The sequence below is a fragment of the Vibrio mediterranei genome, assembly GCF_900088415.1.
Lineage (GTDB): Bacteria > Pseudomonadota > Gammaproteobacteria > Enterobacterales > Vibrionaceae > Vibrio > Vibrio mediterranei.
This window is the reverse complement of sequence record NZ_FLLQ01000007.1, coordinates 206,151-227,908: the sequence shown is the minus strand read 5'-3', so window position 1 is coordinate 227,908 and position 21,758 is coordinate 206,151. Positions and strand designations below refer to the sequence as shown.

Sequence of the window (21,758 nt, the reverse complement as noted above, 5' to 3'; positions counted from 1 at the left end):
ATTCACCTTTGCAAAGACGATGAGTTAATAGTTGTTTTTGTCATATGCCATTGTTAAATAACATGATTTTTTCTTGTCTAGTTAACAATGCTAGGTTTTTAGTGGGTTGAAATTGATAATTAGAATATGTTGCTGCCCAATAACTTTATTGTAGATAATCATGCCTTTTTGTTCGAATGTATGGTTTAAAAGGCTGTGAAATGTTGATCTTGCAGAATTGTTAATATTTAATGGCTTGTAAATAAAATGTGAAATACATTGTTTTGCATAACATTGAAAGGAGTTAATGATGCTACATAGTGTTGAAAGTACATTACATCTTACTAGTCTGAGTGGTCGTTCCACTGAGCAGCTGGCACCATCTTTTGCAACGCTACCTAACACGGAACATGCTGACGGAAAATATCGCTTACGTCGTTATTCGGTGGTGCGCTTTGAAAAAGGTCAAATTGCAGACAAAGGTGATAATTGCTTTGTTCAGTCTGAGCATTTTAACCACTTTCAAGGCGATGTGATTAGACAGTTTGAACCTGTTTTAGAATCGACTTTGCAGAGCTCTGCGATGCTGGAACTGGTTACGCTTTTTGTTAACACGAATGCCTTACCTGACGGACAGGAAATTGAAATTCATCAGATGAGGATCGCAGCGGTTTACGATGAAACTGAGGTTGCTCCAGAAGGTGTACATCAAGATGGATTTGACCATATTGCCTTGGTCGGTATTGGTCGAGAAAACATCGTAGGCGGTGAGATCATGCTCTACAACGATAATGGCGAAGCTCCGTTTTTCAGAAAAGTACTGGAAAATGGGGAAGTAGCTATCCTTGACGACTCTAAGCTTTGGCACAATGCTCAGCCAATCCGCTGTATTGATAATCAAAACGCAGGCTACATGGACGTGTTTGTATTAACCGCTAAGGATATGCGCAATGCACTTCACTCCTAGTTCTGCTCGAGAGCACTTTTCTGCTCTTCATCAATCGTATAACGGCCAGTCAGTGGTATTCCTTGATGGCCCCGGAGGTTCTCAAGTACCAGGCTCAGTTCTTAAAGCCATGACGGATTACCTTGGCCAGTACAATTCCAATTTAGGCGGTCACTACTTTTCTAGCAAAGAAACAGTGGAGCTTGTTGCAAAAGCCCGCCACCATGGAAAAGCACTATTTAATGCCGAAGAAGTGGACAACATCGTGTTTGGCGCCAACATGACATCGTTGACGTTCCAGTTGAGTAGAGCGATTGCGAGAAACTGGCAACCTAATGATGAAGTCATCGTTACGGCGCTGGACCATTACTCAAATGTATCAAGCTGGCAACAAGCTGCAGAAGATAGAGGTGCGGTGGTCAAGCAGGTTAAAGTCGATGAAAGTGACTGCTCTTTGGACTTTGAACATTTAGAGAGTCTCATTTCTGAAAAAACCAGATTGATCGCCGTGACTTACGCGTCCAATACCACTGGTTCTATAACTGATATTAAGCGTATTGTGGAGCTGGCAAAACGGGTAGGGGCACCAGTCTTTGTCGATGCGGTGCACTTTGCGCCACATGCATTGATAGACGTACAAGACCTAGAGTGTGATTTTTTGGTCTGTTCTGCATACAAGTTCTTTGGACCTCACTTGGGGTTAGCTTATATCTCACCGACTTGGTTGCAGTCATTGAAACCATATAAAGTGGAACCTGCAACAGATATTGGCCCTGGGCGCTTTGAAACTGGTACGCAAAGCTTTGAAGCAATGGCTGGCTTCATTGAGGCGGTTCGTTACATAGCGAGCTGGGGTAAAGGGCAGAGTTTACGGCAACAACTTGTGTCCGCGTTTAAGGATATTGGTCACCATGAAGAACAAATAAGTCGCTACTTTTTGGAGCGACTATCGCGATGTGATTCGTTAAGCCTTTATGGGATAGCTGATTCGGCTCATAGCAGGCGCACACCGACATTTGCCCTTCGTTCAAGTGAGCATTCACCAGAATTGATGGCAAAATCTCTTGGTGAACAAAATATTTGTGTATGGAATGGGCACTTCTACGCACTAGGATTAGTCAAACAACTCGGACTAGAAGATAAGGGTGGTGTATTGCGGGTTGGTTTTATGCATTACAACACTCTCGAAGAAGTTGATCGATTTTTCGATGCCATAGAAAATATCTAGTGATAGAAAAGCCCGCGTTTGCGGGCTTTTCTTTAGATTTTTTGCGTTAGGCGGAAACTTCAACTTCATAGGAGGTGAACTTACGAATATTGATCACGCCAGTATCAAAGATTAAATACTGTCCTTTGATACCTTGTAACGTTCCTGTCACCACGGGCTCTTTATCAAAGTTATGCGACTTAATCTTGGTTGGATAAACTTCAACTGGATAGCTGATAGGTGTAATCACTTCGCTCAGTATTTCTATCGAATCGTCACCATATTGAGCTTTAATTTCTGCAATTTTGTCGGCGACAAGTGGTAATAGTTCTTGCGCTTTTTCTGCCAACTCCATCGGGTCACCATCTTGCTTTAATAAGGTTCTCCAGTTGGTTTTATCGGCAATATGCTTGGCAAGTTCAACTTCGATTAAGCCGGATATCTGACGCGTTTTAACTTTCAGAATCGGTAAACCTTGTGTTGCCCCTTGGTCTATCCAACGAGTAGGAATTTGCGTATGACGTGTAATACCCACTTTCAAGCTGGAGGTGTTAGATAAGTAGACGAAATGATCAACCATGCAATTGGCTTCGCCCCACTCGGGTTCACGACAAGTTCCTTGGTCATAGTGGCAAGTTTCAGGCTTCATAATGCACATATCGCAGCTTGCTAGCTTTTTCATGCAAACAAAGCAATGGCCTTGTGAATAGCTCTTCTTTGTTTTTTTGCCACAAGAGCTACAGAAAATGTTACCAGTATGGGTAAGGGTCAGCGTCTTTCCAATAAACGAGGTGAGTTCTACTTCTTGTTCACCAACGGGTAAACGGTATTGAACTTGCGAATCTAGAGAGGCACGCATTTTGGACAGCGTACCTGAGGCTAATAGTGACATGACATTACTCTTTTAGTTGTTTTGCCCAGTGTAGCAAAAACAAGAGTTAGAATCTGTCGAAAAAACTATCGAAAGGGAGTGTGCCAATAAGTTTGAGCATGGCCATTTTTCTTTGCTTCATACATAGCTTTATCAGCCAATTGAATGAGTTCTATGGGCTGATTAGAAGATTCTGGGTAAATGGCAACACCTATACTAAGTGATAGATTTTGATGGTGTAATCTTTCACAGCCAACGAGTCTCTCCATCGACTGATGCAGCTTGTCGCAAATCGTATGTATGATAGTCAATTGTCTAAGATTTGAAAGCAAGATGATGAACTCGTCACCACCATGCCGACATACCAGATCACTGCTACGCAGCTCTCCAGCCAGAACATGAGCTATTTTCTTTAAGAGTTCATCTCCGGCATGGTGTCCGATATGGTCGTTGACTAGTTTAAAGTTATTAACATCAACAAACAGTAGTGCAAAGTGAAGTTGATTGATTCGATGGTGTTGGATTTCGTTCTCTAACCGAACAGAAAAATCTTTTCTGTTCGGCAGGCCTGTTAAATCATCCTTGCGAGCAAGTTCTTGAAACTTTTGTTCCGAGTTCTTGAGCTTTTCATACTGGACGTTGAGATTGTTTTGAAGGTAATTGAGTGCTTGCGCGACATCTCCAATCTCATCTCGTTGGTTATATTGATAAGGAGCTGTTTTCTTTCCCAACGTAATCCTTTGTGCAAAGGAGGCAATGTGAGTGAGGGGCAGCGTAACGTATCGAAATAGAGAAAATGAAAGTACAGATGCGATTGACAGCAATACCATAGTAGTAATCAGTACGCTCTTGATTGTGTTTTCCCGCCACAGGCTACCGATGGAGTCTTGTCTGACGTGGCCCAAAATATAGGCACTCGAAGTTTGATGGATCTGAAACTTTGCTAACGCGAAGCTTGCGTAATACAAGCTGTTATCTTTAGTGTTCGTATTTAGTTCAAAGAAGCTTGAATGTCCGTGATTAACGGTTGTCAGCGCATTTGGGTAGTCATTCTGGACTTGTTCAACTTTTCCTTTCATAAAGCTAAACTGCTTGTCTATTTCTGGATGAAGCAAGTAATCTCCTTTGGTATTAGCGATCATAAACATCGTCGAGTCACCCATTAAAGAAGTTGCGTTTTCCATTAAGCTTTTGATATCGATAGTGAACAATAAAGATGTACTTTCATCACTCTTGAGATTGAGAGGATAAACGATAAATACGTAAGGCGTAGATTCATGATGAACGATACGGTCATAATGGGTTGAAACTGGAGAGACGTAGATTTCTCCCCCATGAATTTTCGTAGCTTCGACAAACAATGGAATATGAGTAAGGTTGTTGAGCTCATTTGGTTCTACAGCATGTATATTTTTGTTAGACCCTGTTTGAATTCTGAGGATTTCTCTAAGTGCTGTGTTTTGGTGGATAATCGAGACACTGTTATAGGTTGAGTTGTTTTGAAGAAATGGAATGATGGCTGCTGCCAGCTCAGTTTTAGCATACTGTTTGTCGAGCTTATCTTTGACCAACATCGCTAACATATCATTGCTTCGCTCAATATCTTGAAGTTTCTCCTGCAAAGCGCGAATGGCAATTCCTGTGGTTTGTGTCATTTTTGTTTTGATATTATCGGCAAGCAGTGCCTTAGAGCCTTGATAGCTTTGCCAGGCTAGAATTGAAAATGAAATTAACAGTGTGCATGTGAACATCAGTGTAATTTTCGTGGAAAGCTTCATTGCCTCGCTCTCTTGGTATGTTCCATTACCTTGGGAAGTGGTTTACCGCTGTACACTGAATCCCACATGGCTTCACGTTTTTCCGGTGATTCTACTGGTGAAAGCCATATCAACTTTTCCTTATTATCGCTTTCAGAAAACTGGTTAAGAGGACTTTGTAGTCCATGACGCTTAGTTAGTTCAAGTTGAACCCATGGTTCTAGCACAAAATCAATCCAGCGGTGAGCAAGTTCAGTTTGTTTGGAAGTAGACAAGATTGACCAACAATCTAACCAAGCCAATGCTCCCTCTTTTGGAATCGTATATTCTATATTGGCACCCGTCTTTTTCAGCGAATCAACTTGTTGATGGCCAAAATTCGCAAACATAATTGATAGTTCAAAGCGATTAAATAGCTCTGTTGCCTCCTCGAGTGAACGATAGAACGTTAACGTATTCTCTCTCAGTGATATCAGTTTCTTAGCAATGAGCTCGTCGTCAGACTTTGGAATCTGAAAAGGATCGGGCAGCTTCAATGCCAGCGCAGCTAAACTCACATTATGCGTCCCGCCATCATATCCAAGCGCCTTGTGATGGTATTCCGGTGACCAGAAGTCTTGCCAGGAAGTTGGAGCAGATTTTACACGATCGACATTGTAGATGATTCCCATTGATGAATAGGTATAAGGGAGGCCGTAGATATTACCGTTAAAGGTGATTTCTGGGTTTGTTGACAGTGGTGCGAATTGATTGCTAATCCATTTACTATTTTCTATCTTGTATATGTCGATTGGAACAAATTTTCGCAATTTGATATATCGTTGTAGCTCAGAGGAATTTAGGGCAACAAGGTCATAATCTTGGTTTCTATCATCAAGTTTCTCCCTTAACTGTTTGTCATTATTTACATAAGTCACTTCAATATCGATGTTATTTTTATTTTCGAAAATAGATACAATATCTGTGTCGGTATATCCATGCCAAGATAATATTTTTAAAATCTCTTTTCCGTAAACAATATGACTGAAGAAAATCATGCACAAAATTGGTGCAATATAAATGCGCATCATGATAATGCCTAGGTTAATTAGCCTTTTAGATTATATGAATCAGTCATCTCTAATTTCAAATTGTTAGTCTGGTATTAAACGAAAGTTTATTAATATAGTTATCAAAATGCGATTTATATCACAATGTTGCTGATTTGTGTGACTTGTAATGCATTAATTATGTAATTGTTGTGCAAAGGGTCTCAAAAAGTGGAACAAGTGTGGTTGGTTAGGGTTAGCCGAGCATTTTGTAAATAAAATGTCAGAAATAGGTCTAATATCGAAGTCGGCAATATTTAAATAATTCCTTTGTCATTCTTATTTATTAAATCAATGACAGGATAAATAACCGTCTGAGGCTAACATGACGTCTACTTTAAGCAAGGATGCTGGTAGTTTTAATAATACGCAGTACTTTAAAATAAACAAGAAAGTTCTTATTTTTATTACCGTGGTTTCTATTTCGGTAAATGTGCTTTTTCTTGTGCTTCCTTTATTTTCGATGCAAGTTTTTGATCGTGTTCTTTCTTCCGAAAGTCGCGAAACGCTTGTAATGCTTGCAATAGTTGCATTGTTCCTCTTATCTATTCAAGCGCTACTCGATTGGGTTCGCGGGCAAGTAATGTTGCGTTATGGATATGGCGTTGAGCAACAGTCCGCAGACTTCGCCTTTAATGTTTCTATGCTCAAGTCACAACAAAGCAATGGAATATTCAGCCAATCTCTAACTGATTTATCTCGAGTTAAAGAAACTCTCACTTCTCCTGGGATCTTTGCGTTATTTGATGCTCCATTTGCACCTGTTTTTTTAGCGGTCATGTATCTCATGCACCCGCTGCTTGGACACTTTGCGTTAGCAGGCGCAACGGTTCTCTTTGTTATATCGATCATAAGTATGATAGTGACGAAGCGCCTGCAGAATAATGCAAGCGAGCATGCGAGTACATTCAATACATTAACTAGTGATTGGCTTAAAAACGCTGAGATTGTTCAAGCATTAGGTATGAATGACAATTTGGTCGCGAAGTGGCGTAAGGAATCAATAAATCCGACAGTAGACAAAGCGAACGCAGACAGAATTTCTCGAGCGATTTTAGCACTTGCTAAGTATGCTCGGATGCTGTTGCAAATTGGAGTGCTATGCGTTTCGGTCATTCTGGTATTAGAGAACGAAGTTGGTGCTGGAGTATTGATTGCCGCATCGATGATTATGAGCCGAGTTTTAGCGCCAGTTGAGCAGGCGATCCATAACTGGCAAAGCTGGTTAGAAGGTTGGAAAGCACATCAAAGATTACGCAAGTCTTATCTTGAACAACCAAAAGAAGTCGTCGAACTACCAAAGATAAAAGGCGCTGTGGGATTCGACAAAGTTTTCTTAGGTCACCAAGGTAGTGAGAAGCCGTTGCTCGAAGATCTTACTTTTTCCATTCCTGCTGGTGCATCGGCAGCTATTGTTGGAGGTAGCGGTGTAGGTAAATCAACATTGGTCAAAGCTATTCTAGGTTTGGTTAAACCTGTAAGCGGTGAGGTGCGCATTGATGGCGCAACACTTAACCAGCGCCAAGTATCAGAACTAGGGAGGCAAGTTGGCTATGTTTCCCAAAATAGTCAGTTGCTATCGGGCACAATTGCGCAAAATATTTGCCGATTCGACGAGAATGTTGATGCGAAGGACATCGTCGATGCAGCCAAATTAGCTGGTGTTCATGAGATGATTCTGTCACTACCAAATGGCTATCAAACACTGGTTGGTGCACTAGGAATCCGATTGTCTGGTGGACAACAGCAACGAATTGCCTTGGCTCGTGCGCTATATACAAAACCAGCCTTACTTATATTGGATGAGCCCGATTCTAATCTTGACCATCCAGGGCAGGCGGCACTGATCGATTTCATTGCTCATGCACATCACAAGCAAATTACCGTCATTGTCATTTCACACCGTATGTCAATTATTCAGCATACCAGCTTATGCATGGTGTTAGGTGAAGGACGCCTCCAGCAATACGGTAAAACGACCGAGATCTTAAATATTCCTGCATCGTCAGCAAACAGCATAGGGAGTGTGTCATGAAACTAAATCATTCAGAGACATCTCGTTCGTTCAATCTCTCTTTGACCAACTTCATTCTGTTTGGTTGGCTCGTATTGTTGGTTTGCTTTATTGGAATTGGCTATTGGAGTTATAGCGCACCACTAAGTTCAGCCTCGTTGGCACCAGGGAAATTGGTGACAGAGCTCGAGAATCAGAAAGTGCAGCATCATACCGGAGGGGTAGTCGAAACGCTTCTCGTCAAAGAAGGTCAGCGTGTCGAAAAAGGCGACTTGTTACTGGTGCTCTCGGATCCATTGCTTGTTAGCCAACTCGAACAACTGAATCAAAAACGTTTTATCGTCCAAGCTCGCCTAGCTCGAATTGACGCAGAGCTTTCAGGAGAGGCGATTAATTGGGGAAACGAGGAGAACCTGACTCCGATTCAAAGTCAGATACGTCGCGATCAAGCGTCACTATTGAACCAGAATCGTCTGATTCATAAAGAACAAATGATGTCACTCCGCCAGCAAATGGCTCAATCAGAGAATGACAGAGACAGCTACAAAGCTTGGCTTTCAAGCGACGAACATTCTCTGACATTGCTCAACGAAGAAATCGAAGCGAACTCTGCCTTGTTAGAAAAGGGGTATGTATCGAAAGTTGCCTTTCTTGAACTAAAGAGAGAGTACTCAAGCTTGGTGGCAAAAATAGCGGAGCACCGTACTCGAATAAAAAGAACCAATAACAAAGTTGCCGAGCTTGAATCTCAAATGGACGCACTAAAAATAGACTTTATGCGTACCGCTCAAGAGAAAAAGCAAGAGCTAGTTTCGGAAGAGCAAGCAATCTTAAAACAGCTAAAAGCGTCTAATACGCTAAACGATCGCATAGAAGTACGCGCTCCAGTTGGAGGCGATGTGATCAATCTCGTTATTCATACTCAAGGCGGTGTTGTTGCTCCAACAAGCACGATACTGGAGATTGTCCCCAATAACACCCGAGTGGTCGCAAGTGTCAACATTCAACCCAAGGATATCGAATCGGTGTATGAAGGTTTGTCGGCAAACATCCGTCTGACTTCATACAGCTTTCGACAAGTCCCAGCGGTAACAGGTGAGCTTATACATCTCTCCGCGGACAGCATCGTAGATGAGCGGCTAGGCGGTCATTTCTATCAAGGAAAGATAGCCCTCGATGCAACGGAGCTTCTAGATCTTGGCTTAGATCTGAAACCGGGTATGCCGGTTGAAGCGCAAATAGTACTAGAGGAACGCACTGTTCTTGATTATCTACTTTCTCCGCTGATACAGAGTATGGAGAAGGGGATGAGAGAGATTTAATACAAGTTTAACGACAAAGGAAGGCTAATCATGGCATCAGATGGATATAATACGATAGTTCTTGACCACAGGAATAACTTTAAGACTGGTGGTCTTGGAAACGACCACATTTTAGGTAAACAAGGTAACGATACCGTTAATGGCCAACGAGGAAACGATATTCTTGAAGGAAATCGTGGCGATGACAAGGTGAACGGTGAAGGCGGTGATGACCTTATCTTTGGTGGTGTAGGCAATGATACTGTTTCGGGAGGTAGTGGTGCAGACGTGTTCTCTATGAGAATACTTCGAGGAGGTGATAACGTAATCAAGGATTTCGAGTTAGGTGAAGATTCGCTTCAACTGGTCTTCAACAGACGACATTTTGTTTTGGAGAATGATATCGTAGAAGCAAGGCTGTCCTCCAAATTCGACGGCGATCTTCTTGAGAGCAAGGTCGAAGCTCGTGAGGGAAAAATAGAAGCTAAGCTAGATAGTCAAGTATCGAGAATAACGGAGAAACTCGATAAGAAGATTGGTTTTGATTCAGAAAAGGTAACAGATGCGAATAGCTTTGTTGAAGAGTCTATTCAAAACCACATGACGATAACATCGAATGGCAGTGATTTGGTACTTACGTTTTTGGGTGATACTAATCTCGGAACAAGTATTACACTTAACGGCTTAGCGGCCGATCCATCTATTCAAAACCTACTGACGTTGTTAGATGGTCAACCTGATAATGCGGCAATTATCGCTCGACTCACGGACCCTAGTTGTACTTATGGAACAAGTATTGCGGACGAATTACACGGAACTTCTGAGAACGATTGCATTGATGCCTTAGCGGGTGATGATGTTATATTCGGCGCTGGAGGTAACGATAAAATCAACGGCGGCGAAGGAATTGATACTATTGGCTTCAGTGGCTCAGTATTGGATTACAATTTCCAAACATATGGCTTTATCAAAGTCACTGATACAGTATCAAACAGAGACGGTGTTGATCACCTTTCTAACTTTGAGAAGCTTGCCTTTGATGAAGGTACGTTCACTTGGATGCGTGGTCACAACGCTGGTGACAACCTGACCGCGCATGATGGTGTTGATACTATAATGGTTGGCATGCATGGTCATGACACGCTAAATGGTGGCACTGGTAACGATGTTCTTCTTGGCGACAATGGCACGAATTTCCACTATCAGGGAGGAAATGACGTACTGAATGGCGGTGCTGGCAATGATATTTTAGTCGGAGGCGCAGGTAACGATACGCTCAATGGTGGGGAAGGGGAAGATACTGCTGCTTTCAGCGGTTCGGTAACTGAATACCACTTCATGAATCGATTGACTGTAGTCGATAAAGTCTCTGGTCGAGATGGTACGGATCAACTTAAAGAGATTGAAAATGCGTCATTTTCCGACGGCACTTATGCCCTTAAAATTGGGCACAACGCTTATGATAATCTAGTGGCGCAAGATGGTGTTGATACTTTATTGGTTGGTGCCGATGGTGATGACAAACTTACCGGTGGAACTGGAAATGATGTCCTAATTGGTGATAACAGTATTGATGACACCTACAAAGCCGGTAATGATACTTTAGATGGTGGGGCTGGAAGCGACATCATTCTTGCTGGCGGTGGTGATGACTACATTCGAGCGGATGAATATGCTCCAGCTCATCTTGCTATTCATGCAGAAAGTGACGTAATTAATGGTGGTGATGGTGTCGATACGCTTTGGTACAACGATACTTTCAAGAATGCCGATTCGCTAAACATAAAGGTTGTTGATGAAGATACCTTTAGCGTTGACACTATGTTGGCTGGCAGCGTGACGTCAACAGACACGGTTACTAGTGTAGAAGTACTATACGGCACTCGTGGAGATGATGTGATTGACTTTAGCGGGCTAGGGCATGGTATGACCTACAACGACAAGTCGAGTGGAGCGGGACAAGATGAGGTTACTGGTTCCGATTACAATGACATTATTAAAGTCATGAATGGTGATGACACGGTCTATGCAAGTAACGGTCAAGATTACGTTGACGGTGGACACGGTCAGGATAAGCTAGTGTTCGATGCAGCTACGGCGAATATTCATGTTGAAGCTAATGGCCCAGCTTATATGCAGGAATATAAGGTATATGATAGCTCTCTAGTTGTGAACAATGATGCGGATATCGATAACGATATATTTACTATCGTTAAAAATGTGGAACAAGTTCACGGTAACGATGGCTATATTGATATCCTATAAAGCCCTAGTTTAAAGATTGTCGCATGGGCCCTAGATGTTTTTCTTGGGCCCTTTTAATATAGAGAGACTTGAACGGTTAGCAGAAGTAACGTGTACTTTTACTGTGACTCATTAGCGGAATCTAGAGTATTGATCTCAGAAACAATCGGCTCCTTCGGCCCCAAAAACTTCGGCTGAGTATTCATAATATACAAATCCAAAAATGCCTTAGTTCTGGCAAATACTTCTCTTAATCTTACTGAAAATCCAGACTTGGATGTCGGTCCAGACACCGCTAAACATGTCGCATTAATATCGTATGATCGTGCGATAAACAGAGCTCGTTCACAGTGAAACTTCTGCGTGATGATTAAGAAGTCATCGGTATCAAAGATCTTTTTGGCACGAACAATCGAATCTAGCGTTCTAAATCCGGCGTAGTCCAAGTGGATAGCTGGCTCAGGAACTTCTGCTCTCAACAAGTCTCGTTTCATTGTCCATGGTTCATTGTATGAACGGTGGGCGTTATCGCCACTGAGTAGGAAATGAGACACTTTACCTTCGTTGTAAAGGTCAATCGCCGCCTCAATGCGATGGGAGTAGTACTCGTTGAGAGTTCGACCTAGATACTTACTCGTGCCAAGAACGACTGCGACCTGAACATTATCAATATCGTCGATAGAGGTGAGAATCCGGTCTTCGGCTTGCCAACTCACCCAACGGTCAATGGACGCGATGAAGACGACGAACAAAACAAGTGTATAACAAGCGATACGAAGTGCTCTCTTTAAGAAAGAAAGCACGGTGCTGGATAACAACGTTTCCTTGTTAAATCTAAAGGTCACTAAATCTGACGATTCCTTTGAGCCCAAATACCTATACTCACAAAGCTTAGAACCACGATGGCGAACATCAAGCCTGGTTCTGTATTAACTAATACGTTCTTTAACAATGGGGTGGCTTTAATAATGATCAACCCATAGCCAAATGCATTGAGTAGTATAAAGCAGACCGTCCGAATTACGAAATTTGTATCTCGTAATGCGTTCCTTAAGAGGCGGTTGATATCCGCACCTAGTACGACAAGAGAACATGCGATTAGTGCCGTAGAAACTTCAAAAAGATAAGGAGCAATAAAGCGTCCTCCCGGAGCGAAAATATCGAGCATGTCAATGTCCTTGCTGCAGTATAACGATAGAAATGAGCTGACTATTAAACAAAAAAAAGGCTCTTGTAAACAAGAGCCTAAATGTGATGTCGATTCAGATTAGAATGCTGAACGTTTGTATTTACGGTAAACCGGCTGCCAGAAGTTGTCGTCAATAGCTTCACGCAGAGTTTCATCTGAGCGTTCTTTCGCCACTCCTTGTTCAATGGCTTTTTTCGCCACGGCGTAAGCAATTTTCTTAGACACTAAATGAATCTCTTCAAGTGGCGGTAACAGTTGACCTGATCCTTTTTGTGCAAGAGGAGAACACTCTGCGAGCGCACGACTTGATTCCATCAACATTTCGTCTGTAACGCGTGATGCTTGCGCTGCAAGTACGCCTAGACCAATACCAGGGAAGATGTAGCTGTTGTTACATTGCGCGATAGGGTAGGTTTTACCTTCGACAACTACAGGGTCGAATGGGCTGCCTGTTGCAACCAGTGCCTGGCCATTTGTCCAACGTAAGATGTCATTTGGTGTTGCTTCAACACGGCTAGTTGGGTTCGATAGCGGGAATACGATTGGACGGTCGCAATGTTGATGCATCTCTTGGATGATCTCCTTGCTGAATAGACCAGGCGCACCTGACACACCAATTAGAACCGTAGGTTTACCATTACGAATAACATCATGTAATGAGAAGCCTGAGTTCTCCGATGTCCATTCTTTGGTTTGTTCGTGTTTTTGTACCAGACGTTGTTGGAAGTCGAGTAGGTTAGGCATGCCTTCTTGTAGAAGCCCCCAACGGTCAACCATGAATACTTGAGAGCGCGCTTGTGCATCGCTGATGCCTTCAGACACCATCTGCGCAATGATCGCTTCAGCAATACCACAACCTGCAGAACCCGCACCTAAGAAGGTAACTCGCTGTTCAGAAAGCTTGCTACCTGCTGCTTTACATGCTGCAAGTAGAGAGCCTACGGTCACCGCTGCCGTACCTTGAATATCATCGTTGAAACAGCAAATACGATCCTTATAACGTTCAAGTAACGGCATTGCATTTTTCTGTGCAAAGTCTTCAAACTGAACGAGTGCATCTGGCCAGCGACGTTGAACCGCTTGAATAAAGTCTTCTACAAACGCTCGGTATTCATCGCCAGTAATTCGCGGATGGCGCCAGCCCATGTACATTGGATCAGCAAGACGTTGTGGGTTATTCGTACCAACATCAAGAACAATAGGCAGCGTATAAGCTGGGCTGATACCACCACACGCTGTGTACAAAGCCAGTTTACCGATAGGAATGCCCATACCACCAATCCCTTGGTCGCCCAGTCCTAGAATACGCTCACCATCGGTTACAACGATTACTTTTACGTTGTGGTTACGTGCATTGTTTAGCAAATCGTCAATACGATCACGATTTGGGTAAGAAATGAAAAGACCACGACCACGGCGATAGATGTTGGAGAAGTTCTCACACGCTGCGCCTACAGTCGGCGTGTAGATAATCGGCATCATTTCAGAGATATGATTTTGCACTAAGCGATAAAACAAAGTTTCGTTAGTATCTTGGATGTTACGCAGATAAATGTGCTTATCCATATCGCTTTCAAAGCTGGTGTATTGCTTGTAAGCGCGATCTACTTGTTCTTGAATTGTTTCTGTTGTTTCAGGTAGAAGTCCTTCAAGGTTAAAGGACATTCTTTCTTCAGCAGAAAATGCACTGCCTTTGTTCAAAAGTGGGGTACTGAGAAGTGCAGGGCCCGCGTACGGGATATAGAGCGGTCTTTTGTTGTTGTTCATTAGGTTACCTGTCTAGGAACAGTCATTTGGGATTGGGAACAATTTGCGGGATAATTTAACACAATTACCCATTCTAAGCGATGACGAAATGTTAACTATTTGTATTCGGTTTGCGGTAAAAAGCGAAGTGAGTCGAATGTTAATCCTCCTATGGGTATACTCCTTCACAATGACCTTGAATAACAAAGCAAAATGACAGTCTTACCTATTGATTCTATTGAACAAGAATTTAAACAAGCCCTGAAACAATCACACCTTATCGTTGAAGCTGAAACGGGTTCAGGAAAATCGACGAGATTGCCTCTTTGGTCGATGGATCAAGGACGAGTGCTGGTGGTAGAGCCGAGACGAATTGCCTGTACGTCGCTGGCACACTTCGTGGCGCATGGACTTGGTGAAAAGGTTGGAGAAAGCGTTGGTTATGCAATCAAGCTTGAAAACTGTTATACCGAGGCGTCAAAAGTGGTATTTGTCACGCCAGGTGTCGCCTTGAGGTGGTATGCCGAAGACCGCCTGAAGAGCTTTGATGTGGTTATTGTGGATGAATTTCATGAACGACGTTGGGACACCGACTTACTGGTTTCGATGTTAAAGCGCAATCAAACTCATAAAACAGTAATTACTTCGGCTACCATTGAAGGTCAAAAGCTAGCTGACTACTTTGATGCCAAGCGCTTGGTCGCACAAGGAAGAGTGTTTGATGTGGCAGTTCAGCACCATCGAAACGACAGTCGACAACTGCCTGATGCAAGGCATCTAGAAACACGTGTTAAAAGTGCGATTGAGCCATTGTTAGACGAGCTTGCAGCAGATATCTTGGTGTTTGTTCCCGGGCGAAAGGAAATTCAGCAGGTAGTATCCTCGCTAAAACCCCTTGCGGAGCAGTATGACGTTATTCTAGCGCCGCTGCATGCTTCTGTGACTGAGCAACAGCGTTCTGTTGCAATGTCAGTTCAAGATAAGCGCAAGGTCGTGATTGCAACAAATGTTGCGGAAACCTCTTTGACGATTCCTAATATCGCGGTTGTTGTGGATTCGGGATTGGAAAGAAGAAATGTACAGCGTAATGGACAAACCACGTTAATGCTGACTCATATTTCTAAAGCGAGTGCTGCACAGCGTTCTGGCCGAGCAGGACGAGTAATGGCAGGGACATGTATCCGTCTTTATGGTGAGCATGCTGCTCTCGATCTGGTTACCCCACCAGAACTTCAACGTGAATCGATTGTCGAGCCTATGTTGGCTGCTGCGACATGTGGGTTAGCGCTTAACGATCTCGAATTCATTGATGCGATACCTGATAAATCACTTCAAGCCGCCAAAGAGCAGTTAGTACAACTTGGTGCGATAGATGACATTGGTATTACCGAGCATGGGAAAAAGTTATACCCATTACCGATTGATACTATTTACGCTGATTTGGTCACTAAGATGCCTTCACGGGCGCTGAAGGAGGCTATGATTGACCTAACTGCTGCACTATGTGCGACAGGTAAACTGTTTCAAATCACCAGTAATGAAGAGCTACTGATGAAGCTGGACCTAGAAGAGCCGTTAGGTTGCGATGCAAGTATTCTTATTGGCCTAGTAAGAGGCAAGCAGTACACAGGTCTGACGGTAGACCAAGATTGTTTGCGTGAAGCACAAGGGTTATCGGAGCAGATGCGTAGTGTATTTGAATTGTCTAGTCTGGAAGTGGCTTCTAGATATCAACGTGATGAATTGATAAAGCAAATTATCCAAGCGAACAACGCCTTGCTGTATGTGAGAAGAGAGCGGCGACGTGACGCTTTTGGTAACGGTTTTGTCGAAGTGCTGTTAGGAAGACAGAATCGAATTAAACCGAAAACAGAAGCTGGGCTGGTATTAGCCACTCATAGCTTACCTGGCCGAGGCGTTAAACAGACGATGACACTGGCCACATTACTTTTACCAGTCGACATAACTCAGCTTAAAGAACTTAATGTTGGGGAATGGGTGAGCGGAGAAACGATCGAGACCGACAAGGGTCTTCAGCATTGTGAACATCTGATGTATGCAGGTCGCAAGCTGGCGGAGCGCAGGATTGCGCCTGAAGGCGATGTCGCTTTGAAAGCCATCGCCCAATCGATCATTGAAGGAGTTATCTTTCCCACGTTGGCAGAACAGCTTACCGAACGTATGCTGCATTGGAAGCTGTATGTTGAACTGGGTCTATCTGACCAAACCGGTCCAGTAGACGAAGTATCATTGGAGTCTTGGATAGCTGAACAGCTGTCAATGCTCGGTGTAAGTTCATTTGAAGATCTTGAGCTTATTGATGAGCGAGATTTTGTGTTTAACGGCGTTCCAGATTGGGAGTATTCAGATTTTGCAGCTAAGTACCCATTGGTCATTCAGTTAAGTGGTCTGCGTTTAACTGTCGAGTATTTTGGCAAAGGCAAGCTTATACACGTCCACTTCCATTCAGGCTCTCGAAAAGACGATCCTAAACGCAAAGAACTGCCTGCTTGGTCTGGATGGAAAGTAAAGTACAAGAAGGTGAGTCGAGTGTTAGATCTTCGTTGAGCCAATGATGTTTTAGTCAACAAAAGAATGGCGAATGCTGCTATTGATAGATGTGCTATACATAGTTAACCAAGTGGCATTGTGGTGATGTACTTTTGTTCACATTATGTTGCTATTTGGATTTTTATATCACCTTTTGATGTCTAAGTAGGGTATAAAAGATGATTTTTATATATCCTATTGCTATATAAGAAAGTTTGAATAATAGTAGTTGCATAGCATTCTGTAATTGGGAGTGGTTATGTGTGACAAGAAAACATCGCCGGTAGAATTTGATTACACCAGTTTCCTCGGTGCATCTTGTAGTAAAAAATGGACGTTCCTTGAAGCGCTCACTTCTGTAGCGCCAGTGTTTGGCGAAGCGTGGAAAGAGAGTACAAAAAATCAGAATATTGATCCAGATAGCCGTCTTTGGGAGAAAGCGCTGAGTGCATTATCGAGTCGACGAAGTGATGAGTCGAATTTGGTCGCGCTGATGAAAATCGCTCGCAAAGAAAATATCGCTTGTCTTAAGGTTGTTATGCCTTACTCACTAGAATCTGAACAGATTCAGCTTATTCAAGATAAAGGTAACGTTAAAATTGTCGTGATACCTAACGAAGATATATTAATCGCTGAATTTCACTAGATCACGTTGTGCCATGTAACCAAAAAGGGAGCTTTAAGCTCCCTTTTTTGATGTGCGCAGCGACTAGGAACCTAGTCTGCGATGAGGTCGTAGTTGGTACGAAGTATGTCTATAATTTCTTGCTTTGGATTGCTGCTTAATTCAATCTTGCGACCAGTAATTTTCTCTGCGATACCAACATATGTTTTGGAAACATCCATAAGCGCAGATAGGGGAAGTTCGTTGTCGGCTGCAAGTGCTTCACGCTCTGGCATACGCTCTTTGTTTAAAAGGATATCAGGATCAGGGAAGTGGTTTAGCAGGAACTGGCGGAAGCCTTCTTTTGAGTTCTCAACGATATCGCCTACTTGATACGCTTTAGTATCCCAAATGCGGGAAGAGTCCGGTGTTCCAACCTCGTCCATATAGATGAGCTTTTCTTCGCCTTTTGAATCGGTAACGTAGCCGAATTCAAATTTGGTATCAACAAACGTTTGATCGATAGCTTCCAAAGCGTCACTGATGACGGAGAAGCCTTCTTTAAGAAGTTTTTCATAGCCATCGATGTCGGCTGCATTCGTAAAATTAAACGCTGCAAAGTTGTCGCTAATGTTGTCGCGTGTGATGTTTACATCATCTGCTTCAGGGACTCCAGGGATACCACGCAAGATACCTTTTGTTGAAGGAGTAATTAGGACGTCATCCAGTTTAGAGTCTTTCTTTAAGCCTTCAGGTAAAGTGATACCGCAGAATTCGCGCTCACCCTTCTCATAAGCACGCCACATAGAACCGGTAATGTATTGGCGACAGATAGCTTCGATCATTACAGGTTTTGCTTTTTGAACGATCCAGACAAATGGATGAGGAATATCTAGAATGTGGCTATCCGCTAAACCATTATCCTTAAACAATTGGAACCAGTGATTAGAAATAGCGTTGAGTGCGGCGCCTTTGCCAGGAACGCCCCTTAAGTTGCCTTCACCTCGCCATATACAATCAAAGGCAGAAATGCGATCACTGATAACCATAATGGCTAACGGTGCATCTTCTGCTACATCGTAGCCTTTGTCTTTGATTAGGCGGCGGCTATCCTCTTCGGTCAACCAATAAACCGAACGAACCTTGCCGCTATGAACAGGCTTATCAGTGCGGATTGGTAGATCATCGTTTACAGCTAGAACTTGATCAGCGAGACTCATGGAGACATTCCTATCTAATGTTGTGTCGTAAAAAGTGCGACGATTATGGGGGAGTGGTAATACTCTTTGCTGCACGCATCATACCAGAACTATTCTATGCTGCCAGAAAAATAGCAAACGTTTGCGCAATTTTTATATAAGTTGTTTAAAGAGAGGATAAAAAATACGGTAAGTACTATTGAACAAGTACTTACCGTCATTAAAAAGGGGATTACATGATTAACTTAACGAGTGGTCGGAATTTGGATTAATGTAAATAACTGTCTTTACCAAGAAAGATGACTTCGCATTGATAGTCAGCGGCCAATCCTTGAAGTTGATTTTGTTCTGTTAGAGAGAAGTCACCATTTGCGATAACAGCACACGCGTTACCTGAGCGAATAGCTTTTTTGACAACCTGATACTGCGATAAATGCAATGAAGCCTTCATCTGAACCATATGGTTACCTAGTTTATGAAAATGCATGATTTGTCCCACTGAAGGGCGAGGACATTCTGCTGTCAACAAAATCCACTGTGGCTTAGAAGCCAATTGCGAAACCTTTTCAAGTACATCATCCTGAATTCGACGAAGCTGTTGTGACGTTCCTTGATCATCAAAAACTCGGTATTGGTTTGGGACATTGTATTGTGAGTGAATTGTATTGTTGAGCAACATAACCCTGTTCCTTTATACATGCTGTATGTGTATACAGTAGTTTTTGAGCGTGAAAAGATCAAGCACTTTTTGCATAAAAAAACGACAAAAAAACCTAAGTTATTGATATTTAATTATTAAAATTTAGAATGGAATGGGCGGCAATCTCATACTTTTTTGTTTTACACAGGTATGAGTTAACAACTACTGTATAAGAACACTGTATAGAGCAATGGTTTTTTACTGGGTGACAATAGATAAGGATATTGAGAAACAAAAACGCCTCTCTAAGAGAGGCGCGGTTCCTTTAGGATTGAGCTGACGATCGGTTTCTAAATTCGATTTCTGCTTGATTGAACTGCTTAACGTCCATAATGGCGAAACTCAGACACTTTTCACATGAGTGGTGACATAGACCGTCTATATACTCATGCTTGGTCACAAAACTTGGCGTTTGGCACCAATCACAGAAACCTTCGATAGTGAATGTATGCATTTTTACTCCCCACCCTTATTTGTACGGGTGTTATTATCGGGACGTATTATGACATAAAATTGCATGCAATGTTAAATAAATGTTTCTTAATTTGTTTCAAATGTTTTTCAAGATCGCGATTTTCTGAGAAATTGGTATATCAATGGATCTTTTGTGTGGCTTTTAGATGCTCCACGATGGCTTTGAAAGCAAGGTTTAATTGCCTCATTTCATCATCACTACCTTGAGCATCAGGGTGATAAATACGACACAACTGCTTATAGCGTGCTTTTACTTGCTTTGGTGTTAAGTTGTTAATTTGTCCTTGAGTGAAGCCAAAACGAAGGTAAGCATCATTAAGTGCAGAAGTTGTTGAACTAGATGCTGTGGATGATGCTCTTTTCTGAAGACTTGCAGCGTTCTTAAGTTGTAATTTGAGCTTAGTGATCAGGTCTTGTTGTTGAGAGAGCCTTGTTTTCATTTCTTGAATCGATGAGCGGCGGTGTTGGCTTGCCATATTGAATCTCTTGAAAAAGATCAATGCGGCGAAGCAAGCGCTCAATAGAATTGAGATATAGATTAGATGTAATGACCAGTTTATGCTTGGGGTAGTTGGTACTGAGTTAGATGTTGTTAGGCTCTTCTGTGTACTTGTGACAGATTGCTCTTGCTGCTTAAGCGCGGCAATTTGCTTTAACTGATGAGCATCGAATTGTTTTTTCAAAGCGAGCGCGTATTCGGCGTCAAACTCGGTTGATTGGGTTCTTGCGAGATCATACCAAAGCACGGCTTGATCTTCGTTGGCAATGTCGATATTAAAATCGCGGTAAAGCCGAGCGATTTTTCCGTAAGTAGAAGGGTCGCCTTCAGCGGCGAGCTTCGTATAGAGCAAAACGGCTTTTGCAGGATTGGATTTTATACCGCGTCCATATTCTAGTGCTTGTGCGTAATTATAGGTTGCTGCGCGATGTCCGTTTTCGCTCGCTTGTTGATACCAGTGAGCCGCTAAACTGAGATCTCTGCGAACGCCTTCACCAGTCTCATATGCCAGTCCTAGACGGTACTGAGCTTCAGCATTGTTAAGTTGTGCTTGTTGTTCAAGCTGTGCAATGGAGGCGAGAGAGGAGAATGAAAGTAACAAAGCGATAAAAACAAACAGTAACTTGGAGCATGTCTTTGCCAAGTTGATCCTCATATTTATCGCTCTCCTTGTTGTGTGGTCTTTCTATTTCAGCATCTTTGGTGCTTGAGCGCCGTCTATCGGACGATTAACCGATACTTTTCGACCTTTTTTTAGCCCAACTTCGTAGTCAGCGGTGATATTTTTCATCGCTTCTTTTAGCTGCTGTTTGAATGTCTCTCTATCGATGTTTTTGAACTCTTTATCGATATAGTTATTAATTTTATTTGCCGACTCATCATCAGGGGCAATAACAGGCAGTTTTTCTAGCGCGCCTTCTATCCACCCGGAGACAAACGAATTAACACGCTTTGTCACTTCTGTATTTGAAGTCCCAGAACCTGCGAAGCTATTTCTAAATTGACCCGTTTGCTCATTCATCTCACGATAAATGATATCAAAAGCAAAAGCAGCAAAGATGGCGCGGTCAGCTTCGCCGATAAACTCAACTCGCTTTAGGCCTTTATGGTTGAGTAAAACAGCTTCGACGCCAAATTTGGTATTGATGCCTCGGATTACGCGCAGCAACGTAGAACTTATCGTTGTAGGCAGTAAGTGCGTCGATTGTGTTTTACCCATCTTAATAAACTCAATATCGTCCTTATCTAGGCCGTATTTGAGCATGAGGCGGTGTGCCATTTTTATGGCATTGGCTGCTTCATTGACGTTCGCCGAGTTACCTAATTCTAAGCACTTAGCAATCTTTTTGAGGGCTTTCTGTTTATCCATCGACAATCTGAGTTCTCTGTA

The 21,758-nt window shown here is 42.7% G+C and carries 18 protein-coding genes; 7 read left to right on the top strand and 11 right to left on the bottom strand.

All coding sequences use genetic code 11. The features are described 5' to 3' along the window. Positions 1-286: 286 nt before the first annotated feature. Together VME0621_RS19735 and VME0621_RS19730 are read left to right on the top strand one after the other, a co-directional pair. Positions 287-946 (top strand): 2OG-Fe dioxygenase family protein, encoded by a 660-nt coding sequence (locus VME0621_RS19735; RefSeq protein WP_172427923.1) that lies wholly within the window; start codon positions 287-289, stop codon positions 944-946. After that, positions 930-2,153, top strand: a complete 1,224-nt coding sequence (locus VME0621_RS19730) for a cysteine desulfurase-like protein (RefSeq protein ID WP_062459419.1) — start codon at positions 930-932, stop codon at positions 2,151-2,153. Before VME0621_RS19735 ends, VME0621_RS19730 begins: the two co-directional genes overlap by 17 nt. A gap of 46 nt (positions 2,154-2,199) precedes the next feature. Here VME0621_RS19730 and VME0621_RS19725 read toward each other — a convergent pair whose 3' ends face one another. From VME0621_RS19725 to VME0621_RS19715, 3 genes are all read right to left on the bottom strand, one after another. After that, positions 2,200-3,024 (bottom strand): DUF2797 domain-containing protein, encoded by an 825-nt coding sequence (locus VME0621_RS19725; RefSeq protein ID WP_062459421.1) that lies wholly within the window; start codon positions 3,022-3,024, stop codon positions 2,200-2,202. A gap of 65 nt (positions 3,025-3,089) precedes the next feature. Continuing rightward, positions 3,090-4,781: a GGDEF domain-containing protein gene (locus VME0621_RS19720; RefSeq protein ID WP_062459424.1), complete on the bottom strand. Its 1,692-nt coding sequence runs from the start codon at positions 4,779-4,781 to the stop codon at positions 3,090-3,092. Next, the gene (locus VME0621_RS19715) at positions 4,778-5,830 is read right to left on the bottom strand and encodes an extracellular solute-binding protein (RefSeq protein ID WP_062459426.1); all 1,053 of its coding nucleotides are present in this window, start codon (positions 5,828-5,830) and stop codon (positions 4,778-4,780) included. Before VME0621_RS19715 ends, VME0621_RS19720 begins: the two co-directional genes overlap by 4 nt. Before the next feature lie 343 nt (positions 5,831-6,173). On the opposite strand from VME0621_RS19715, the gene VME0621_RS19710 reads away from it, so the two are divergent. The 3 genes from VME0621_RS19710 to VME0621_RS19700 are packed head-to-tail and all read left to right on the top strand — an operon-like array spanning position 6,174 to position 11,428. After that, entirely contained in the window at positions 6,174-7,883 is a 1,710-nt protein-coding gene (locus VME0621_RS19710) for a type I secretion system permease/ATPase (RefSeq protein WP_062459428.1), read from the top strand. Beyond that, positions 7,880-9,184 carry an HlyD family type I secretion periplasmic adaptor subunit gene (locus VME0621_RS19705; RefSeq protein WP_062459431.1) on the top strand — a complete coding sequence of 435 codons (1,305 nt, stop codon included), beginning with the start codon at positions 7,880-7,882 and terminating at the stop codon, positions 9,182-9,184. Before VME0621_RS19710 ends, VME0621_RS19705 begins: the two co-directional genes overlap by 4 nt. Before the next feature lie 30 nt (positions 9,185-9,214). Further along, a complete protein-coding gene (locus VME0621_RS19700) occupies positions 9,215-11,428 on the top strand; it encodes a hypothetical protein (protein WP_062459434.1) in 2,214 nt (737 codons plus the stop codon). Between the two features lie 98 nt (positions 11,429-11,526). Here VME0621_RS19700 and VME0621_RS19695 read toward each other — a convergent pair whose 3' ends face one another. The 3 genes from VME0621_RS19695 to VME0621_RS19685 form a co-directional block, all read right to left on the bottom strand. Next, complete coding sequence (locus VME0621_RS19695) at positions 11,527-12,180, bottom strand: SanA/YdcF family protein (protein ID WP_231892978.1); 654 nt, start codon at positions 12,178-12,180, stop codon at positions 11,527-11,529. 71 nt (positions 12,181-12,251) lie between these two features. Beyond that, positions 12,252-12,575: a DUF3392 domain-containing protein gene (locus tag VME0621_RS19690; RefSeq protein ID WP_006070787.1), complete on the bottom strand. Its 324-nt coding sequence runs from the start codon at positions 12,573-12,575 to the stop codon at positions 12,252-12,254. Between the two features lie 99 nt (positions 12,576-12,674). Further along, the gene (locus VME0621_RS19685) at positions 12,675-14,363 is read right to left on the bottom strand and encodes an NAD-dependent malic enzyme (protein WP_006070785.1); all 1,689 of its coding nucleotides are present in this window, start codon (positions 14,361-14,363) and stop codon (positions 12,675-12,677) included. A 192-nt stretch (positions 14,364-14,555) separates the two neighbouring features. Here VME0621_RS19685 and VME0621_RS19680 point away from each other — a divergent pair, with 192 nt between their 5' ends. Both VME0621_RS19680 and VME0621_RS19675 read left to right on the top strand, forming a co-directional pair. After that, positions 14,556-16,910 (top strand): DEAD/DEAH box helicase, encoded by a 2,355-nt coding sequence (locus tag VME0621_RS19680; RefSeq protein ID WP_062459437.1) that lies wholly within the window; start codon positions 14,556-14,558, stop codon positions 16,908-16,910. 241 nt (positions 16,911-17,151) lie between these two features. Further along, complete coding sequence (locus VME0621_RS19675) at positions 17,152-17,538, top strand: hypothetical protein (protein ID WP_006070783.1); 387 nt, start codon at positions 17,152-17,154, stop codon at positions 17,536-17,538. Positions 17,539-17,609: 71 nt separating this feature from the next. Here VME0621_RS19675 and VME0621_RS19670 read toward each other — a convergent pair whose 3' ends face one another. The 5 genes from VME0621_RS19670 to VME0621_RS19655 form a co-directional block, all read right to left on the bottom strand. Then, positions 17,610-18,716, bottom strand: coding sequence for a phosphoribosylaminoimidazolesuccinocarboxamide synthase (locus tag VME0621_RS19670; protein WP_062459440.1), 1,107 nt, complete (start codon positions 18,714-18,716; stop codon positions 17,610-17,612). Positions 18,717-18,963: 247 nt separating this feature from the next. Then, positions 18,964-19,374, bottom strand: a complete 411-nt coding sequence (locus VME0621_RS19665) for a hypothetical protein (RefSeq protein ID WP_038230269.1) — start codon at positions 19,372-19,374, stop codon at positions 18,964-18,966. Positions 19,375-19,660: 286 nt separating this feature from the next. Beyond that, positions 19,661-19,849, bottom strand: a complete 189-nt coding sequence (locus VME0621_RS26320) for a hypothetical protein (protein ID WP_006070780.1) — start codon at positions 19,847-19,849, stop codon at positions 19,661-19,663. Positions 19,850-19,988: 139 nt separating this feature from the next. Next, positions 19,989-21,011 carry a J domain-containing protein gene (locus tag VME0621_RS19660; RefSeq protein WP_167542834.1) on the bottom strand — a complete coding sequence of 341 codons (1,023 nt, stop codon included), beginning with the start codon at positions 21,009-21,011 and terminating at the stop codon, positions 19,989-19,991. A gap of 42 nt (positions 21,012-21,053) precedes the next feature. Further along, positions 21,054-21,737: a DUF2786 domain-containing protein gene (locus VME0621_RS19655; protein ID WP_038230272.1), complete on the bottom strand. Its 684-nt coding sequence runs from the start codon at positions 21,735-21,737 to the stop codon at positions 21,054-21,056. Positions 21,738-21,758 lie beyond the last annotated feature (21 nt).

What these genes read in the sequence shown, in the direction of transcription:
- VME0621_RS19735 (WP_172427923.1), top strand. Translation starts at nt 287, where the DNA reads ATGATGCTACATAGTGTTGAAAGTACATTACATCTTACTAGTCTGAGT.
- VME0621_RS19730 (WP_062459419.1), top strand. Translation starts at nt 930, where the DNA reads ATGCACTTCACTCCTAGTTCTGCTCGAGAGCACTTTTCTGCTCTTCAT.
- VME0621_RS19725 (WP_062459421.1), bottom strand. Translation starts at nt 3,024, where the DNA reads ATGTCACTATTAGCCTCAGGTACGCTGTCCAAAATGCGTGCCTCTCTA.
- VME0621_RS19720 (WP_062459424.1), bottom strand. Translation starts at nt 4,781, where the DNA reads ATGAAGCTTTCCACGAAAATTACACTGATGTTCACATGCACACTGTTA.
- VME0621_RS19715 (WP_062459426.1), bottom strand. Translation starts at nt 5,830, where the DNA reads ATGATGCGCATTTATATTGCACCAATTTTGTGCATGATTTTCTTCAGT.
- VME0621_RS19710 (WP_062459428.1), top strand. Translation starts at nt 6,174, where the DNA reads ATGACGTCTACTTTAAGCAAGGATGCTGGTAGTTTTAATAATACGCAG.
- VME0621_RS19705 (WP_062459431.1), top strand. Translation starts at nt 7,880, where the DNA reads ATGAAACTAAATCATTCAGAGACATCTCGTTCGTTCAATCTCTCTTTG.
- VME0621_RS19700 (WP_062459434.1), top strand. Translation starts at nt 9,215, where the DNA reads ATGGCATCAGATGGATATAATACGATAGTTCTTGACCACAGGAATAAC.
- VME0621_RS19690 (WP_006070787.1), bottom strand. Translation starts at nt 12,575, where the DNA reads ATGCTCGATATTTTCGCTCCGGGAGGACGCTTTATTGCTCCTTATCTT.
- VME0621_RS19685 (WP_006070785.1), bottom strand. Translation starts at nt 14,363, where the DNA reads ATGAACAACAACAAAAGACCGCTCTATATCCCGTACGCGGGCCCTGCA.
- VME0621_RS19680 (WP_062459437.1), top strand. Translation starts at nt 14,556, where the DNA reads ATGACAGTCTTACCTATTGATTCTATTGAACAAGAATTTAAACAAGCC.
- VME0621_RS19675 (WP_006070783.1), top strand. Translation starts at nt 17,152, where the DNA reads ATGTGTGACAAGAAAACATCGCCGGTAGAATTTGATTACACCAGTTTC.
- VME0621_RS19670 (WP_062459440.1), bottom strand. Translation starts at nt 18,716, where the DNA reads ATGAGTCTCGCTGATCAAGTTCTAGCTGTAAACGATGATCTACCAATC.
- VME0621_RS19665 (WP_038230269.1), bottom strand. Translation starts at nt 19,374, where the DNA reads ATGTTGCTCAACAATACAATTCACTCACAATACAATGTCCCAAACCAA.
- VME0621_RS26320 (WP_006070780.1), bottom strand. Translation starts at nt 19,849, where the DNA reads ATGCATACATTCACTATCGAAGGTTTCTGTGATTGGTGCCAAACGCCA.
- VME0621_RS19655 (WP_038230272.1), bottom strand. Translation starts at nt 21,737, where the DNA reads ATGGATAAACAGAAAGCCCTCAAAAAGATTGCTAAGTGCTTAGAATTA.